This is a genomic window from Frigoribacterium sp. ME-P-080, assembly GCF_030209595.1.
GTDB lineage: Bacteria > Actinomycetota > Actinomycetes > Actinomycetales > Microbacteriaceae > Frigoribacterium.
This window is the reverse complement of record NZ_JARVRR010000010.1, coordinates 118,848-136,470: the sequence shown is the minus strand read 5'-3', so window position 1 is coordinate 136,470 and position 17,623 is coordinate 118,848. Positions and strand designations below refer to the sequence as shown.

General features: G+C 73.8%; 15 protein-coding genes. 8 read left to right on the top strand and 7 right to left on the bottom strand.

The genetic code is table 11. The features are described 5' to 3' along the window. The first annotated feature begins 63 nt into the window (after positions 1-63). On the top strand, positions 64-1,464 hold the full coding sequence (locus QRN23_RS14785) for an NtaA/DmoA family FMN-dependent monooxygenase (RefSeq protein WP_285063953.1): 1,401 nt from the start codon (positions 64-66) through the stop codon (positions 1,462-1,464). Positions 1,465-1,567: 103 nt separating this feature from the next. Here QRN23_RS14785 and QRN23_RS14780 read toward each other — a convergent pair whose 3' ends face one another. Beyond that, entirely contained in the window at positions 1,568-2,305 is a 738-nt protein-coding gene (locus tag QRN23_RS14780; protein WP_056048278.1) for an HAD family hydrolase, read from the bottom strand. A 141-nt stretch (positions 2,306-2,446) separates the two neighbouring features. On the opposite strand from QRN23_RS14780, the gene QRN23_RS14775 reads away from it, so the two are divergent. From QRN23_RS14775 to QRN23_RS14765, 3 genes are all read left to right on the top strand, one after another. Further along, complete coding sequence (locus QRN23_RS14775) at positions 2,447-3,163, top strand: YflT domain-containing protein (protein WP_285063951.1); 717 nt, start codon at positions 2,447-2,449, stop codon at positions 3,161-3,163. 128 nt (positions 3,164-3,291) lie between these two features. Further along, entirely contained in the window at positions 3,292-3,531 is a 240-nt protein-coding gene (locus QRN23_RS14770) for a hypothetical protein (RefSeq protein WP_123520256.1), read from the top strand. Then, complete coding sequence (locus QRN23_RS14765; RefSeq protein ID WP_285063950.1) at positions 3,528-3,977, top strand: MarR family winged helix-turn-helix transcriptional regulator; 450 nt, start codon at positions 3,528-3,530, stop codon at positions 3,975-3,977. Before QRN23_RS14770 ends, QRN23_RS14765 begins: the two co-directional genes overlap by 4 nt. Positions 3,978-3,998: 21 nt before the next feature. Here QRN23_RS14765 and QRN23_RS14760 read toward each other — a convergent pair whose 3' ends face one another. Together QRN23_RS14760 and QRN23_RS14755 are read right to left on the bottom strand one after the other, a co-directional pair. Continuing rightward, the gene (locus QRN23_RS14760) at positions 3,999-4,310 is read right to left on the bottom strand and encodes a hypothetical protein (RefSeq protein ID WP_056048270.1); all 312 of its coding nucleotides are present in this window, start codon (positions 4,308-4,310) and stop codon (positions 3,999-4,001) included. A 180-nt stretch (positions 4,311-4,490) separates the two neighbouring features. Further along, positions 4,491-5,225: a FadR/GntR family transcriptional regulator gene (locus tag QRN23_RS14755; RefSeq protein WP_158612929.1), complete on the bottom strand. Its 735-nt coding sequence runs from the start codon at positions 5,223-5,225 to the stop codon at positions 4,491-4,493. 212 nt (positions 5,226-5,437) lie between these two features. Here QRN23_RS14755 and QRN23_RS14750 point away from each other — a divergent pair, with 212 nt between their 5' ends. The 3 genes from QRN23_RS14750 to QRN23_RS14740 all read left to right on the top strand — a co-directional run bounded on the left by QRN23_RS14750 (position 5,438) and on the right by QRN23_RS14740 (position 8,847). Next, entirely contained in the window at positions 5,438-6,829 is a 1,392-nt protein-coding gene (locus QRN23_RS14750; protein ID WP_123571828.1) for a GntP family permease, read from the top strand. After that, entirely contained in the window at positions 6,829-7,422 is a 594-nt protein-coding gene (locus tag QRN23_RS14745) for a gluconokinase (protein WP_082452443.1), read from the top strand. The genes QRN23_RS14750 and QRN23_RS14745 overlap by 1 nt, the downstream gene beginning before the upstream one ends. A gap of 264 nt (positions 7,423-7,686) precedes the next feature. Further along, entirely contained in the window at positions 7,687-8,847 is a 1,161-nt protein-coding gene (locus QRN23_RS14740) for a zinc-binding dehydrogenase (RefSeq protein WP_285063949.1), read from the top strand. Positions 8,848-8,930: 83 nt separating this feature from the next. On the opposite strand, the gene QRN23_RS14735 is transcribed toward QRN23_RS14740, so the two are convergent. The 3 genes from QRN23_RS14735 to QRN23_RS14725 all read right to left on the bottom strand — a co-directional run bounded on the left by QRN23_RS14735 (position 8,931) and on the right by QRN23_RS14725 (position 15,434). Next, positions 8,931-9,470: a GNAT family N-acetyltransferase gene (locus QRN23_RS14735; RefSeq protein ID WP_285063947.1), complete on the bottom strand. Its 540-nt coding sequence runs from the start codon at positions 9,468-9,470 to the stop codon at positions 8,931-8,933. 143 nt (positions 9,471-9,613) lie between these two features. After that, complete coding sequence (locus QRN23_RS14730) at positions 9,614-14,695, bottom strand: glycoside hydrolase family 3 N-terminal domain-containing protein (RefSeq protein WP_285063946.1); 5,082 nt, start codon at positions 14,693-14,695, stop codon at positions 9,614-9,616. A 241-nt stretch (positions 14,696-14,936) separates the two neighbouring features. Next, on the bottom strand, positions 14,937-15,434 hold the full coding sequence (locus QRN23_RS14725) for a DUF4188 domain-containing protein (protein ID WP_285063945.1): 498 nt from the start codon (positions 15,432-15,434) through the stop codon (positions 14,937-14,939). 73 nt (positions 15,435-15,507) lie between these two features. On the opposite strand from QRN23_RS14725, the gene QRN23_RS14720 reads away from it, so the two are divergent. Next, positions 15,508-16,116 (top strand): MerR family transcriptional regulator, encoded by a 609-nt coding sequence (locus tag QRN23_RS14720; protein ID WP_173152436.1) that lies wholly within the window; start codon positions 15,508-15,510, stop codon positions 16,114-16,116. Between the two features lie 65 nt (positions 16,117-16,181). Here QRN23_RS14720 and QRN23_RS14715 read toward each other — a convergent pair whose 3' ends face one another. After that, on the bottom strand, positions 16,182-17,615 hold the full coding sequence (locus QRN23_RS14715; protein ID WP_173152434.1) for an MFS transporter: 1,434 nt from the start codon (positions 17,613-17,615) through the stop codon (positions 16,182-16,184). Positions 17,616-17,623 lie beyond the last annotated feature (8 nt).

Sequence of the window (17,623 nt, the reverse complement as noted above, 5' to 3'; positions counted from 1 at the left end):
GCCCCGTGTTAAGACCTTGTTTCGGGGCTGGACTCTGGGTGAACCATCCGGTTCACTGACGGCATGAAGCAGATCCGTCTCGGTGTGTTCGAAGTCGCCGGCCCCCAGGTCGGCGGCACCCTCAGCTGGTCCCACCCGCGCAGCGACTCGCTCGGCTACCACGGGCTCGACCTGTGGATCGGCATGGCGAAGCTGCTCGACGCGGCCGGCTTCGACTTCCTGTTCTTCGCCGACGGGTTCGGCTACCCGTCGGTCGACGGCGACCTGCCCGAGACCGCGGCGCGCGGCGGCATCAACTTCCCCGGCATGGACCCGGCCCTGCTGATCCCGACCCTGGCCCGCGAGACCGAACGCCTCGGCTTCGTCGTCACCTCGTCGACCGGCCTCGACCACCCCGTGCAGTCGGCCCGCCGCTTCGCCACGCTCGACCACCTGACGGGCGGCCGCATCGGCTGGAACATCGTCACGGGCGCCTCGCAGAACACCGTCGCCGAGCTGTTCGGCCACGACCAGATGCGCGGTCACGACGCCCGCTACGACCAGGCCGACGAGTACGTCGACCTCGCGATGACGCTCTGGGAGGGCTGCTGGGAGGACGGCGCGTTCCGCGGTGACGCCGAGGCGGGCGTCCTCGCCGACCGAGACCGCATCCACCGGGTCGAGTTCGCCGGCGAGCACTTCCGGTCGTCCGGCTACTTCACGGTCGCCCCGTCGCCGCAGCGGACCCCCGTCCTGTTCCAGGCCGGCACGTCCGACCGGGGGCGCGCCTACGCCGCGCGCAACGCCGAGTGCGTCTTCGTGCAGGGCACGACGGTGCCGAAGACGGCCGCGAACGTCGCCGACATCCGCGCGAAGGCGGCCGCCCTCGGCCGCGACCCCGAGTCGGTCAAGATCATGGTCGGGCTGACCGTCACGGTGGCCCCGACCCACGACGAGGCCGTCGCGCTGCGGAAGGAGTTCGACGACCTCCAGACCGACGAGGTCGTCGCCGTCCTCTACGCGGGCAACACGGGCATCGACCTGCTCTCGCTCGACCCGTCCCGCGACCTGACGCAGCTGCAGGACGACGGAGGCCCCGTCGGGCAGATGGGTCAGAGCAACATCGACCGGTTCCTGCCGAAGGACGGTTCGCCGGCCCCGACCGTGCGCGAGATCCTCGACGACCTGCGAGGCAAGGGCACCCGGGGGCTCCAGCTGGTCGGCGACCCCGTGGAGGTCGCGGACGAGCTCGAGCGGCTCGTCGACGAGACCGACCTCGACGGTTTCCTGATCGAGCCGATCTTCGGCACGGCCGACCTGGCCGACTTCGCCGACCTCGTCGTGCCCGAACTGCGTCGCCGCGGCCGGATGCCGGCCGAGCCGGCCACGGGCACGCTGCGGGAGCAGATGCTCGGCCGTCCCGGCGCACACCTCTCGGCCGACCACCCGGGTGCCCGCTTCGCGGTGGTGCGGGCGACGGTCTGACGCCGACGCCGACGCCGCCGGGTGGTGCGCCTCCCCGGGGACCGTGTCCCGGCGGCGCGGGCGGCTCAGGGCGTGCGGCTGGTCCGGGGAGGCGCGGCTCGGCTCAGGAGGCGCGTCCCGCCCAGGCGCGGATCGCCGGGTACAGCTCGGGCAGCGTCCCCGCGCGATGCGTCGGCCGGGCGTCCGCGGAGGGGAACCGCTCGACCAACGCGGTCGGCGAACCCTGGGCGGCGGCCGGTTCGAGGTCGTTCGGCCAGATGTCGCCCACGCTGAGCAGACGGTCGGGGCGGCCGGCGAGACCCGCGTCGGCGCGGAGCCGGTCGAGAACGGCGGGCAGCCCGGACGGTTTGCGCGCGTCGGTGACGATCTCGTCGACGCGGTCGGCGAGGCCCAGTCGTTCGAGGGGCTGGACGACGCCGTGCTCGGGGGAGTTCGTCACGAGCACGACGTGCACGCCGTCGGGCAGCGAGTCGAGCAGTTCGGCGAGTCCGTCCGGCGCCTCGATCTCGAGGCGGCCGTCCGCGAGGGCCGCCCGGGCCCCGGCGTACGCGGCCGAGCGGGCCGCGTCGGCGACGCCGAGGGCGCGCGAGACCCGCTCGGCGACGACGTACCCGTCGGGCGATCCGTCGGCCTCGGCCAGGGCGGCCTCCACCCCGGCGGGTTCGTCGGCGAGCGGGCTGCCGACGAACCGGGCCAGCGCCGCTTCGACCAGCCGGGGTGGGTGCCGCTCGTCGGTCGCCGCGAGGGCCTCGTCCAGGAGGCGCGCGTAGGTCAGGACGGCGCCGTCGCCCAGGCAGACGGTCCCGTCGAAGTCGAGCACGAGGACGTGGGTGGTGGTCATCCGTCGATCCTGCCCCACCCGCCGACATCGGAGTGTGGGAGGGGCCGTGGCGCGGCCGGTGGGATTGGGAGCGCGCCAAGGAATGCTGTGGGCCGTCTGTGCATTCCCTCCGCGTCGACGCGGGCGCGATAGAACGGGAGCATGAGCAACGAGCAGGACACCACGCCCACCCCCGACGACCGCCCCCGCCCCGCGTACGGCGAGTACGCACCGCAGTCCGCCGGACAGCGGCCGGCAGGCGACCAGGGTCAGCAGGCCGGGCAGGCCCCGGGCCCGTCGGGCACGGTGCCGGGTCAGGGCGATCAGTCGGGCGCGCCGTACGGCCAGCCCGGCTACGGCCAGACCGGGCCGCAGGCCACGCCGACGACGGGCACCCCGGGCCCCGGCGGCATCGGCGCCTTCGCGGGTGCGGGCTACCCCCAGGTGCTCGCGTCGTTCACGAAGTACGAGGACGCCCAGTCGGCCGTCGACCTCTTGTCGGACGAGGGCTTCCCCGTCGAGAGCGTGTCGATCGTCGGGCACGACATCCGGACCGTCGAAAACGTGTCGGGTCGGTTGACCTCGGGCAAGGCCGCGGGACGCGGCGCCGGTGGCGGAGCGTGGTTCGGCCTGCTGCTCGGCTTGCTCTTCGGCATCTTCGCCCCGTCGGGTGCCTGGATCGGCGTGCTGCTCGTCGCCGTCGGCCTCGGTGCGCTGTGGGGAGCGCTGTGGGGCTTCGTCGGCCACAAGATGCTGCGTGGTCGTCGCGACTTCTCGTCGGTCCGCACCATGGAGGCCGGTCGGTACGAGGTGCTGGTCCGTGGCGAGCTCGCCGCCCGGGCGCACCAGACGCTGGCGCAGGGTCGCAAGGTCGCCTGAGCGACGCCACCCGCGCCTCCTCGGTTCCGCCGTTCCGCGCCCGCCCCGTTCGTCTGGGTGGGCGCGGTCGTGTCTCCACCGGCCGCAACCCTGTCGTTGGGGCACCAATCGTTGGTAGACTCACCATCATGACGAGACCCGAGCGGCACCACGACCACGGCAGCAGGTTCGGCGACCTGGTCGAGCGCATGAACGCCCGACTGCGTCCCTACATCGGCGGCGCGCAGCTGGGGTTGAAGAACGAGGCGCCGGCGGTGGCCCCCCAGCACGGTGGCGCCTGCCCGCTCTGCGGCGCCCCGATGGACGAGCACGTCGTCGACCGCACGGGCGTCCGCACCATGGTGCACTGCCCGGCGCCGCGGGCATGAGCGCCACCGGCGCCGATCCGCTCGAACTCGAGAGCCAGATCTGCTTCGCGCTCTCGGTCGCCTCGCGGGGCGTCGTGGCGGCCTACCGTCCGGTGCTCGAGCCGCTGGGGCTGACGCACCCGCAGTACCTCGTCATGCTGGCCCTCTGGCAGCACGCACCGCTGTCGGGTCGTGAGCTCAGCCGTCTGCTGCGGCTCGACCCGGGCACGCTCAGTCCGCTGCTCAAGCGGCTCGAGGCCCAGGGCATGCTCACCCGAGCGCGCCGGGCCGACGACGAGCGCGCGCTGTCGATAGAGCTGACCCCGGCCGGTGCCGCGTCGAGGCGTGAGGCCGAGAGCATCCCCGCCCGCATGATGGCGCGGCTCGGGGTGACGCCCGACGAGCTCGTCGTGCTGCACCGCACGATGACGAAGCTGATCGCGGCCGCCGACGCCGAGGGCGACTGACCCCCTCGGCTCCGCCGTGCCTCAGCGCAGCGGCGCGGGGACGCTCGCCGAGCGCGACCACACGACGTCGACGGTGCGCCCGAGGACGCGGGTCGCGATCTCGCCCGCCAGCGCCTCGCGGAAGTGCGACGCGGCCCGCTCGTCCGAGACCACGACGTCGACCCGCAGACCCGCGAGCTCGTCGGTCACCAGGGCGGGACCGTCGGCGAAGCGCACGAGGTACTGGTGGTCCGTGACGGGGACGTTCTCGTAGTGGTCGCGGAGGCTCTTCTCGAGCAGGCGGACCGAGTGGATTCCGTCCTTCGGCTTGACGAGGGCGCTGAGCGAGATCATGCGTCGATGCTCCACCCCGGGGGCGACCGGTGCGTGAACGGGATGTGACGGGCGCCTGTGCGTCCACCGCGCCTCCTCGGTGAGTCGGCCGTACGCGCCGACCGCACGGCCGGGACCGGGCGGGAGGCTGTGGCCGAGCAACGGCCACGGCCGGGCGGGCGGGCGGGCGGTCGGGGCTGATCAGGCGGCGGGGGAGCCGCCCGACTCGGCCACGAACTCGTCGACGGTCGTGTCGATCAGCCGCCACGAGCGGGAGAAGGCCTCGTCGGCGTCGCCGGCCCGGATCGCGAGGGCGAGGTCGAGGTGCAGTCCGGCCGCCGCGGGCGTGTACTCGGTGATGGTGAAGCGGCGTTCTTCGGTCCGGGTGCGCAGCAGGGCCTCGACGGTCGACGCGAAGTGGCCGATGACGTCGTTGCCCGAGCCGCGCAGCACGGCGGTGTGGAACGCGACGTCGGCCTCGAGGTAGGCGCGGCCGTCACCGGACGCGGCGGCGGAGACCATGGTGCGGGCGGCGTCCTCGACGGAGGAGGCCTGGTCGGCGGTGAAGGCGAGCGCGCTCAGTCGGGCCGCGACCGGCTCGAGCCCGAGCCGCAGCTCGAGCAGTTCGCGCATCTGGACGAAGTACTCGGGACTGCGGCCGCGCCAGAGGATGATCTGCGGGTTCATGAGGTCCCACGAGGTGCGGGGGAGCACCTGCGTGCCGATGCGCTGACGCGGCTCGACCATGCCGAGCGACTGCAGCACGCGCAGGGCCTCGCGCAGCACCGAGCGGGACACCGTGAAGCGGACGGCCAGGTCGTCGAGGTTCAGGATGGAGCCCACGGCCAGTCGACCGTCGACGATCTCGCTTCCGAGGACGTCGACCACCCGGGCGTGCAGGCCGCGTTCTCGTGATGCTGCGAGGCCGGGGGTCATCGACGACTCCTTGATCGAGGGGGGTGGGCAGGCAGGTGGCGGGGTGGTGCCGACTGTGGCACACTCCATAAGTCTGATTATTCACACTAATCAGATTCGTCCGTGGGACAAGACTGCCAGACATCCGTCCGGCGCCGACGGACGACAACCCCCCGGGCTCCGGCCCACGACGAAGAGGTCGCAGTGAAGCGTCCTCGGAAGGACGCGACGGAATGCACCTCCTCGCAGCGGCCACGGCCGCCCCCACGCCCTCGGGCACCGACGCGCAGTTGATCATCGCGGCCCTCGTGGGCATCGTCGTGATCGTCGGCCTCATCACCTGGCTCAAGGTCCACCCCTTCCTGGCGCTGCTGCTCGGCGCCGTCGGGGTCGGCATCGGCGCCGGCCTCGCCCCGGGCGACGCCGTCACGAGCTTCGGCACGGGCTTCGGATCGACCATGACGAGCGTCGGCATCCTGATCGGGCTCGGCGCGATGTTCGGCAAGCTGCTCAGCGACTCGGGCGGAGCGGACCGCATCGTCGACACCCTCATATCGCGCTCGTCGCAGAAGGCGCTGCCCTGGGTGATGGCCCTGATCGGTGCGCTGATCGGCCTGCCGATGTTCTTCGAGGTCGGCCTCGTGCTGCTGATCCCCGTGATCGTGCTCGTCGCCCGCCGGTCGGGCCTGCCGCTCATGCGCATCGCGATCCCGGCGCTCGCCGGCCTCTCGGCGATGCACGCCCTCGTGCCCCCGCACCCCGGCCCGCTGCTCGCCGTCTCGACCGTGGGCGCCGACCTCGGCCTGACGCTCGGCCTCGGCGTGCTCGTCGCGATCCCCACCGTGATCGTCGCCGGCCCGCTGTTCTCGACGCTCGCCGCGAAGTGGGCGCCCGTGCCGGTGCCCGACCTCTTCGTCTCGAAGGAAGAGGACGGCGGCGAGGGCTCGGCCCGCAGGCGCCCGAGCTTCGTCAACGCCCTGATCGGCATCCTGTTGCCGGTCGTGCTCATGCTCGCCCGTTCGATCCGCGAGGCGGCGCTGCCCACGGCGACCGGCACCTGGGTCGACCTGCTCGAGTTCCTCGGGACCCCGATGGTCGCGCTGACCGTCGCCGTGCTCTACGCGATGGTCTTCTACGCCCGCGCCGGGGGCATGGACAAGGCCGCCGTGTCGAAGACGCTCGGTTCGTCGCTGCCCGACGTCGCCGGCATCCTGCTCATCGTCGGCGCCGGTGGCGGGTTCAAACAGGTCCTGATCGACACGGGCATCGGGACCGTGATCGGTGACGCGGTGTCGGAGTCGGGCGTGAGCGTCCTGCTCGTCGCCTGGGTGGTCGCGGCGCTCGTCCGCGTCGCCACCGGGTCGGCCACCGTCGCCACGGTCACGGCCGCCGGCATCATGGCCCCGCTCGCCGCCGACATGTCGACCCCCGAGGCGTCGTTGCTGGTGCTCGCCATCGGTGCGGGCTCGGTCTTCCTGTCGCACGTGAACGACGCCGGCTTCTGGCTGATCAAGGAGTACCTCGGCACCACGGTCGGCCAGAACTTCAGGACCTGGAGCCTGATGGAGTGCGTCCTCAGCCTCACGGCCCTCGCCGGGGTCATGCTCGCGAGCGTGTTCATCTGATGACCGTCCTCGAGAACGCGGACCGCGCCTCCTCGGCTGCCGCGCCGGATGCGGGAGGCGCGGTGCCGGCGGGCGGTCCGTACGCCGCCGACCCCGTGCTCGTCGTCATGGGCGTGTCGGGTTCGGGCAAGTCGACCGTCGCGGCCCTGCTCGCCGAGCGGCTCGGCTGGGACTCGTACGAGGGCGACGACCTGCATCCCGACGAGAACGTCGAGAAGATGGCGGCCGGCACCCCGCTCGACGACGACGACCGGGCACCCTGGCTCGACACGGTCTCGTCCTGGATCGTCGAACACGCCCTGGCGGGTGTGCCCGGCGTGATCACCTGCTCGGCGCTGAAACGGAAGTACCGCGACGTGCTGCGCGAGCACAACGTCGTCTTCGTCTACCTGCGCGGCAGCCGCGACCTGCTCGGCGACCGCATGGCCGCCCGCGAGGGCCACTTCATGCCGACCGCCCTGCTCGACTCGCAGGTCGCGACGCTCGAACCGCCCGAGGCCGACGAGCGGCACGTCGTGGTCGACGCCGGCCGGTCGCCCGAGGACGAGGCCGACGACGTGATCCGGGCGCTGGGGCTGACGCCGGTCGCCTGACCCGGGCCGCGCCTCCGTCACTCCTGCCGGTGCCGTGACCGGGGCCCGAGCGGGCTGGAGATGCTGGCCACGGGGTGGGTGACGGCATCTCCTGCCCACACGACCGTGCGACGCGTTCACCGGGTGGACGCCCGCGGTTCGCCGGACCGCCACCCGCCCTGCCTAGGGTCGTGGCGTGCGCCGGAGGCGTGCGCCGGAGGCGGGTGCGAGGGGTGGGGGACGATGTCGAGGGCGACGCAGGCGGGGCGGCCGCGGGTCGACCCGATGCGTCCCGTGCTCGACGGCCACGACGTGTGCCTCGACCCGCCGGCGTCGGCACAGGTCTGGCTCGGCACCGGGGTCGGAAGCGGACACGGCTTCAGCGAGATCGCCGTGCCCGGGGTGCGCCTCGCGCGCGGGGACGCCCTGATCGCCGTCGAGCTCACGGCCGTCCGCCTCGACGTGGTGCGCTCCCTCGGCGATCGGGGGGCGGCGTGCCTGCCCGTGGTGCCGGGCGGCTCGGCGGTCGGGCAGGTCGTCGAGGCCGACGAGCACGCCCGCGCCCACGACGGCCGACGGCTGCGGCCCGGCATGCGCGTCGTCTGGTCCGGCACGGTGGCGTGCGGTCGGTGCGTCCCGTGTCATCGGGGTCTGACCTCGGCCTGCGTCTCGGGGGAGCGGTACGGCGAGGAGCGCACGCGGCGCAGCTGGCAGTTGTCCGGCACGGTCGCGAGCCACGTGCACCTGCGCCGGGGGACCACCGTGGTGGTCGTCGCCGACGACGTGCCCGCGGCCGTGCTCGCCCCGGTGGCGGGCGTGACCGCGACGGCCGCGGAGGTGCTGCACCGCGCCTCCTCGGTGCTCGGACTCTCGGGGGTGCCGTCACTCGCGGGCCAGGTCGTCGTCGTGTCGGGGGCGGGTGCCGTCGGACTGGTCGCGACGGCGATGGCCACGGACGCCGGGGCGCGCGTCGTGGTCGTCGACCCCGAGGAGGCGCGGCGCGAGAGGTCGCGCGCGTTCGGCGCCGTCGCCGTGGCCGACCCCGGGGCGGCGACCGGGCCGCACGCCCTGTCTCGCGTGCTCGCGTCGGTCGACCGGTCGGGGCGTCACCGCACGGTGGGGCTCGCCTTCGACGGGGTCGCGGCGGCGTCGGCCCTGGTCGAGCGGGTGGCCGTCGGGGGAGTCGTGGTGCTGGCGGGGGCGGCAGCGCGCGGCGGGGAGGTCGGCGCGAGCGGTGCCCGACTGGTCGAGGGGCTCGTCACGGTCGGCGGCGTGCGCGAGGCGGAGCCGGAGCGTCTCGACTCGTCCGTGGCGTGGGCGACCGAGGCGTGGCGACGGTGGCCGCTGGAGTCGCTCGTGGGCGGGACGATCCCGCTGGCGGAGGTGGGCACGGTGCTCGCCGCGGCGGACGTGGACGACCGCCTGGTCGGGGTCGAGCCCGGGTAGGCCACAGGGTGGGGCCGGTCGCGTCTCGCGTGCCCCCTGCCTCGGCGGTCCGTCGCCCGGAGCGGCGTCGCCGGTGGCGCGGGTCAGGAGGCGCGGCTCAGGCGGTACAGCACGTGCGGCCGGAGTGCGTGGCTCGGTGGGAGGGCGGGGTGCTCGAAGTCGTCGGCGGGGTCGTGCGTCATGCCGAGGCGGCGCATCACGCGGCGGGACGGGTCGTTGGTCGCCGCCGTGAAGCTGACGAGGGCGGGCAGGTCGGCGCCGGACGGGTCGAACGCGAACCGGACGACCTCTCGGGCGGCCTCGGTGGCGACGCCCTGACCCCAGGCCTCACGGGCGAGTCGCCACCCGATCTCGACCTGCCCCACGAGCGCGGGGTCGAACGAGGGACGGGACAGCCCGACGAAGCCGACGAACGCACCCGAGTCGCGACGCTCGACGGCCCACAGCCCGAAGCCGTCCGCCTCGATCGCGGCGTCGAGCCGGTCGACCAGGGCGTCGCTCTCGGCACGCGTGCGGGTCGAGGGGAAGTACCTCATCACCTCGGGGTCGGCGTTGAGGGCCGCGAACGGCGCACGGTCGGCCTCGTGCCAGCGGCGCAGCAGCAGGCGGTCGGTGGTGAGCACCCCGTGACGCTAACAGCGGCTGCGCTCAGGTGACGCAGTGCCGACGCGACGACGAACCCCGTTCCGAACGATGCACCCGGAAGAAGCGGGGTGCATCGTTCGAGACGGGGTTCGTGGGGGAGGCGCGGTGCGGCGGGGGCGCGTCAGCCGCGGTCGCGAGGCCGACGCAGCCGCAGGGCGACCCCGAGCGCCACGATCAGGAACGCCGCGAGGGCGATGCCGATCCACTCGCCCGAGCCGGTCCAGGCGAGCCCGACCGGCGACGCCACGACGGTGCCGCCCGAGCCCGAGCCCGAGCCCGAGCCCGTGCCCGAGCCCGTGCCGCCGCCACCCGGCGTGCCCGGCGTCCCGCCACCCGGCGTCCCCGGGTCGCCCGGCACCGCCGCGGCGAGCACCGTCAGGGTGGCCCGGGCGATCTGTCCCGTCCCCTCGAGCTCGACGACGTGCGTCCCGGGTTCGAGGTCGGCCGGCACGACGAACCGCAGCACGCCGACCCCGGCCGCCGTGGCCGTCGTGGCGCCGATCGACTGCGGCGCCGAGAACACGGTGCCCGCGAGGTCCTCCCCGGCGACGAACCCGGTGGCCGTGATCGACACCGTGTCGCCCGGGCGGGCGGTCGCGGGGTCGAGCGTGCCGGGCACGACGACCTTCGTCGGCTCGACGACGTCCAGGTCGATGCCGAGCACCGTCGCGAAGCCGGCCAGTGCCACGTCCGGCAGACCGCGCTGCAGCGCGTTCTCGGCGTCGGCCGTCAGGGCCGCCGACCCGTCGACCGCCGTGCCGTCCACCATCGCCTGCTGGGCGAGGTCGCGGGCGACCGACACGAGGGCGTCCGACGTGGACATCGCACCGAGGTCGGTCCCGCCGACCGGGGCGACGGCGGCGAGCAGGAGGCGCAGCGCGGCGGCGGCGTCCGTCACGGCACCGTCGCCGTCCCACACGTCGGCGTCGAGCACGGCCTGCCCCGCCGCTCGGGAGGCGCCCTCGGGCAGGGAGGCGACCAGCGCCTCCAGACGCTCGCGGGCACCGTCGGTGCGCAGGCCCCAGCCGTACGGGTAGAGCGGCTCGTAGTCGGCGTCGCCCACGTTGATCGGCACCTGGTCGGCACGGGCCGCCCAGGTCACGGGCAGGCGACCGGTGAACGGTCGGTCGCCGAACAGCACGTCGGCGACGCCCGCACCCTCGGAGCCCGGCAGCGACGACGCCACGACCGCGTCCGCGACGCTCACGACGTCGCCGAGCAGTTGCGGTCGGCCCGAGACCACGAGCACCACGCACGATGCGGCAGCGGCGCAGACCTCGTCGACGATCGCCTGGTCGGAGGCCGTCAGCGACAGGCTCGAGCCGTTGTTCGGCACGTCGCCCTGACCCTCGGCGTACGGACGTTCGCCGACCACGACGACGCCGGTCTGACCGGCGCCGATCGGTGCCGAGGCGTCGGGGCTGAGGGTGACCGAGGCGCCGGGAGCGACCTCACGGATGCCCTCGGCGATGCTCGTGCCCGTCGTCGTGTCGCCCGATCCGCCCTGCCAGCTGATCGTCCAGCCGCCCATCTGGCGGCCGAGGTCGTCCGCGCTGGAGCCGGCCACGTACAGGTCGGCGTCCGCGGCCAACGGCAGCGCGCCTCCGGCGTTCTTCAGCAGCACCTGCGACTCGCCGGCGGCCTGACGGGCGACGGCGCGGTTCTCGGCCGAGCCGACGCCGTCGACGTTGGTGCGGTCGGCGAACGGCTGCTCGAACAGGTTGAGGTCGAACTTCTGCGTGAGGATGCGACGCACGGCGTCGTCGACCCGCGACTCGGCCACGTCACCGGAGCGGACGGCCGCCACGATCGCATCGATGAACGCGCCGTAGTTGTACGGCGCCATCGCCATGTCGAGCCCGGCGTTCACCGAGCGCACGGCCTTGTCGGCGTAGCTGCCGCCGGGCAGCTTGTCGATGCCCTCCCAGTCGCTGATGAGGAAGCCCTGGAACCCCAGGTCGCCCTTCAACAGGTCGTCATTCAGTGCCGCGTTCTCGTGCATGCGCACGGGCCCGTCGCCCAGGTCGACCGCCGAGTACGACGGCATGATCGTGCCCACGCCCGCCTCGAGTGCCGGCAGGTACGGGTCGACGTGCAGCCGGGTGAAGTCCTCGAGCGAGTCGGCGTGCGTGACGCCCTGGTCGATCGGGTACGCACCCGTGCCGGCCACGGACTCGTCGTAGCTCGTGCCGCCGTCTCCGGCCCAGTGCTTGGCCGTGGCCAGGACCTCGTCGGCACCGCCGATGTCGGTCGGGTCCTCACCCTGCAGGCCGATCACCGACGGGGCGGCGAAGGTGCGCACCAGGTCGGGGTCCTCGCCGAACGACTCGTAGCTGCGGCCCCACCGCTCGTCGCGGGACACGCAGAGGCACGGGGCGAAGGTCCACGGCACGCCCGTCGCGCGCACCTCGGTCGCCGTGACCTCGGCGATCCGCTCGACGAGGGCCGGGTCGCGGGTCGCGCCGAGGCCGGTGTTGTGCGGGAAGATCGTCGCGCCCACCACGTTGCTGTGGCCGTGCACGGCGTCCACGCCGTAGACCATCGGGATCTGCAGGCGAGTCGACAGCGCCTCGCGCTGGTACGCGTCGACCATGTCGGCCCAGGCCACCGCGGTGTTGCCCTCGGGCACCGACCCGCCACCGCTCAGCAGCGAGCCGAGCGCGCGTCCGCTGACGTCCTGCGGCGACGACAGCCCGAGCCGCTCGGCCTGCGCCATCTGGCCCACCTTCTCGTCGAGCGTCATGCGGCCGAGCAGGTCGGCGACGCGGTCGGCCGTCGGCAGCGACGGGTCGAGGTACGGCAGGTCGTGCGCGCCGATCACGACGCGCGGACCGTCACCGACCTTCGCCGTGGTCGAGGCCAGCGCGATCGCGAACTCCTTCGACTCGGCGGCCCCCGAGGAGGCGCGGGTCGACACGGTCACGGGTTGCGCCGTCCCCGATGCGGTCCCCGCCGCGAAGGTCACGGTGCCCGAGGCCGCGTCGTAGTCGGTGCCCTCGACGGCCGTGCCGTCGGCGGTCGACCAGTCGACCGACACGTCCGACGCCAACGGCTCGTCACCCGCGGTCGTCACGGTCAGCGGGATCTCGACCGAGCCGCCGGCGTCCACCAGGTAGACGTCCTGCGACGGGTCGACCGTGACGGACGCGGCGCTCGCCGGGGTGCCGTAGAGCTGCGTGTCGTCGAGGGCGTAGCCGACCGGGGCGGGCGTGCCCGGGGTGAAGGTGAACGAGTAGCCGAACGCGCTCGTCAGGTCGAGGGTGCCGTTCGTCGTCGCGGCGTCACCCGGCTGGTAGCCGGACGGCGTGAACGCCGAGAAGGGCAGCTCGACGAGCTTCCAGCGGTTGGTGCTGCTGCCCCAGTTGTCCTTGAAGGTCGTCGCCCACAGCTCGCTGGTCTCGGCGCTGTCGCCGCCGGCCGGGTCGCCGTCCTTGAGCTCGACCTTGATGTCGGCGCCCGCCGTCGGGGAGGCCGGGTTGTTCGCCTGCGAGGCGTACCACCAGAAGCGCAGGCCCTGGTAGCTCGACCAGTCCTGGCTGTCGGCGAGGTTGTGGCTGAGGCCGCCGTAGCCGCCGGCCGGGATCGACGAGGTGCCGCTCAGCACGTGGTTGTCGGCGCGGCCGTCGCGCTCCTGCACGGTGACGTCGCGGCTGATGGTGGGCTCGAGCGGCGCGGGTGAACCCCAGGTGAAGAAGCCGAGCGGGTCGGCCGTCGTGCCGAGCGGGACGTCGCCTTCGAAGTCCTCGATCATCGTCGCGCGCTCGAAGAGGGCGACGTCGTCGACCTGCCAGGTGCCCGCGCCGAGGCCGGTCAGGGTCACGGCGAAGCCGGTCGACGCCGACGGGTCGAAGCGCAGGTCGCTGGACGGCTGGCCCTTCTGACGGAGGTCGGCGAACAGCACGCTGACCTGCTTCCAGTCCGCGCTGTCGTCGACGACGGTCTGCTCGAAGAGGGCGCCGTCGCCGTTCTTCAGCTCGTAGCGCAGGGGCAGGCCCGAGGCGGCGCCCTTGAACCAGAACGAGAAGCCGTCGTGGTCGCTCCAGTCCGTGGCGGGGACGTCGTGCGAGAAGCCGAACCAGCTCTCGGCGGTGGTCGGGCCGGCGACGGTGACGCGCAGGGCCTGGACGCCGGTCGCTCCCTCGCGCTGCGCCTCCCCGGTCTCGAGGGTCGGGGTGACGGCGGGGCTCTGGCCCCAGCCGAAGTAGCCGCTCGGCACGCCGCCCTCGAAGTCGTCGAGCACCGTGGTCGCGCCGACGTTCGGCAGGGTGCCCGTCGGGGTGAGCGCGACGGTGAGCGTGGCCCGCGTGCCGACGACCGTCGGGTCGCTCGGCTCGGACGCGGTCAGCTCGATCGACCTGCGGGGCGTGAGGGCGCCCGTCGAGGTCGTGACGAGGTCCACGGAGGCGCTGGTCTCGCCGGGCGCGAAGGTGACGGTCTCGTCGAGCGCCGTGTAGTCGGTGCCCGCCACCGCCGTGCCGCCGGTGGAGCGCACCCGGACGGTGACCGGCTCGTCGCTCGGACCGGTCAGGCTGAGGCCCGCGGTCAGGGTCTGGCCGGCAGCGACGGTCGCGGTCGACCGGTCGAAGGTGACCGAGCGCGTCTCGGCCTCACCGAAGACCTGCAGGCCGAAGGCCGAGTAGCCGTAGAAGTGGGGGCGCGCCGGGTCCCAGGTCGCGGCCGAGCGGTGCAGCATGCTGACGCGCACGTAGCGGGCCTCGGTGGGCGTCGACAGGGTCACGTCGTCGCGGCCGCCGTCGCTCGCGACGGTCTGCGCGGTGGTCCAGCTCGCGGGCAGGGTCGGGTCGCCCGACGTGACGTCGACCGTGTAGTCGGTCGCGTACGAGGCCTCCCAGTCGAGGCCGATCGCGTCGACGCGGGCGGTGCCGCCGAGGTCGACGATCACCGACGCGGTGAACTCGACGTCCTCGTCGGGCCCGTTGCCGCTCGCCCAGCGGGTCGCCGGATCGCCGTCGATCAGGGCCTCGGCGGGGAACGTGCCGTCGCCGTCGGCCTGGCTCGCCGAGGCGGTCACCGTGCCGAAGCGGGCGAGGTCGACCGGTGCGGCCTGCGCGGCGATCGCGGGCAGGCCGCTGAGCAGCAGGGCCGCGGCGGCGGTGCCGGCGGCGAGCGCGAGACCGCGGCGCGGACGGCGCGGGGCTCGCGACCGAGGGGTCGAGGAGGAGCGGGCAGGGGCAGCGGACACGATTACTCCTTTGTAATCACGGCTGTCTCACGACAGAGCTGGAGCCACCCCCGAACGAGGGCGGCTCACGTCTGGCTCATCGTAGGGTCACAGGCGACTCGAGGGCAATGGGGCCCGTGGGGGCTTGACGCGACCGGCCGACAGCGCACCGCGTCCCGTGCACGGCACCTCGTCTCGACCGGGTGCGGTGCACGACACGCGGTGCGGTGACGGACGCGGCGCGGCGGGGCGGCACGCGGCGTCAGGCCGACGCGGCGCCGGGGGTCCGGCCGCTCGCGGCCCGGGCCCGCGCGGTGTCGCTGCGCGGACCGACCGGCACCGACCTGGTCGCCCGGGCCAGCCCCGACGGTGCCATGCCGACGTACATGCTCTCGGCGCGCTCGACCACGAAGGTCTCGTGCCAGATGCCGACGGCCCCCGGGGCCTTGCGTGCCCGACGGTTGAACGCCGTCCAGGCCGGCCGGTGCGCCTGCTGCGGCGAGCTGGCATAGGCGTAGAGCTTCTCGAGCGACGTCCAGTACTGCACGAGCACCGGCCCGCCACGTCCGAGCGTCAGCCTCATGCCCGCGAGCCCGCTCTCGGGATCGCTGAACAACTCGGTGAGCATCGGTCCCATCGCCGCGAACACCGGCCCCCACTGGTCGGGCCGCCACCAGCGGTTGACGGTCATGCCGATCAGGAAGACGACGAGTTCGCCGTCGTGCTCGTGCGTGGTGCGGCCCGGGTTGACTCTCGACATGATGTCTCCTTAGATGGATAGTGGCGCTCTCCAATATTGGAGAGTCGCGCTATCCAATGTCAAGGGGCAGTCCGTGCGCATCTCCCAGCTCGCCGAGACGACCGGGGTGCCGGTCGCCACGATCAAGTACTACCTGCGCGAGGGGCTGCTGCCCGAGGGCGAGCGCACCAGCGCCACGCAGGCCCGGTACGGCGACGACCACGTGCGCCGGCTGCGGCTCGTCCGGGCGTTGCTCGGCGCGGGCGGGCTCAGCGTCGCCGGCGCGCGCGCCGTCCTCGGGCAGCTCGACGGTGAGCACGAGACGGTCGCCGAGGTGCTCGGCGTCGCCCAGTCGGCCGTCACGACGACGGCCCCCGAGGGCGTCGACCTCTCGCGGGCCGAAGCGCTCGTGGCCGGGTGGGGGTGGACGATCGATCCGGGGTCGGCCGACGTGCTCGCCGCCCTCGAGGTCGCGGTCGACGGACTCGAGGCCGCGGGGTTCGAGCTGCCCGACGGGACGCTCGACGGCTACGCGCGGTCGATGGCCGAGGTCGCCGAGGCCGAGATCGCGGGCATCCCGGTCGATTCGGTGGACGCCGCGGTGCAGTACGTCGTGCTCGGCACCGTGTTGGTCGAGCCGCTCCTGCTGGCGCTGCGCCGCCTGGCCCAGCAGGACGCGTCCTGGCGCCGCTTCGGGCCATGACGCCGCGCCTCCTGCTGGTCGCGCGCGGCTGGTCGCGTCCGGCTGGTCTCCTCGCGCCGGCGCCCTCAGGAGGCGCGGGTGCGGTCGCGCAGACCGACGAACGACACCAGGGCGCTCACCCCGAGCAGCACGGCGACCACGATCACGACGCGATGGAACCCGCCGACCGTGAGCGCGCCTCCGGCGATGACCCCGAGGAACGCGACCGCGACGAGCCCGGCGACGCGCGAGATGGCGTTGTTGACGGCGGAGGCGATGCCCGACTGGCCGGCCGGGATCTGCGACAGCACCGTCGAGGTGAGCGGAGCCACGGTCACCGACAGGCCGAAGCCGAACAGGACCACGCCGGGCACGACCTGCCACCAGACGTCGATCGGATCGGCGACCAGCAGCATCCAGAGGAACCCGCTCGCCGTGATGAGCGGCCCCACCGTCATGAACGGGCGCGGGCCGTGGGTGGCGGCGAGCGTGCCGAACAGGGTCGAGAACAGCAGCGACACGATCGTCGTCGGCAGGGTGACGAGCCCGGCCAGGGTCGCCGTCAGACCCGCCAGCTCCTGCACCACCAGGGGGATGGTCAGGGTGCCGAGGCTGAGGGCCGCGTAGATGCCGACGGTGGCCAGGTTGCCGACGGTGAAGGTGCGGGTCCGGAACAGCGTCAGCGGCATCATCGGAGCGGGTGAGCGGCGCTCCCACCAGACGAAGGCGGCGAGCGCGGCGAGGCCGACCACGAGCGGCGTGACGACGAACCAGGTGCCGAACCCGACGCGCTGCCCCTCGATGAGCGCGAAGACCGGTCCGGCGAGGCCCACCGCGGCCAGCACGGCGCCCACGACGTCGACCCGCGGGGGAGCACCGTCGCGCCCCCGGTGGGCGTCGCCGGGCAACCGGGTCATCAACACGAGGGTGAGGACGACCGGCACGACGACGACGGCGAACACCCAGCGCCAGCCGAGCGTGTCGACGAGCGCGCCCCCGGTCAGCGGACCGATCAGGAACGCGACGCCGGTCCAGGCCGTCCAGCTGCCGATGGCCTTGCCCTGTGCCGGGCCGCTGAAGGTCGAGGTGATGAGGGCGAGGCTGCTCGGCACGAGGAGGGCCGCGGTCACGCCCTGCAGGGCCCGGGCGGCGATCAGCAGGCCCGGGTCGGGGGCGAGGGCGGCGAGCACGCTCGTCACGGCGAAGCCGATCAGGCCCGCGCGCAGCACCCGCACCCGGCCGAACGTGTCGCTGAGCGAGCCGGCCACGAGCATGAGCGATCCGAGCGTCAGCAGGTAGGCGTCGACGACCCACTGCTGCAGGGCGAGGCCCGCGCCGTCGTCGGCCGTCGCGCCGCCTCCCGTGCCGGTGCCGAGTTCGCGGGCGATCGCGGGTAGCGCCACGGTGACGATCGAGCCGTCGAGGAACGCCACGAACGAGGCCAGCACGGCGACCACGAGGACGACCCGCCTGCCGCGCAGGGTCGCGGCGTCGCTCGGGGCGGGGGGAGGTGTGCTCATGCTGCACT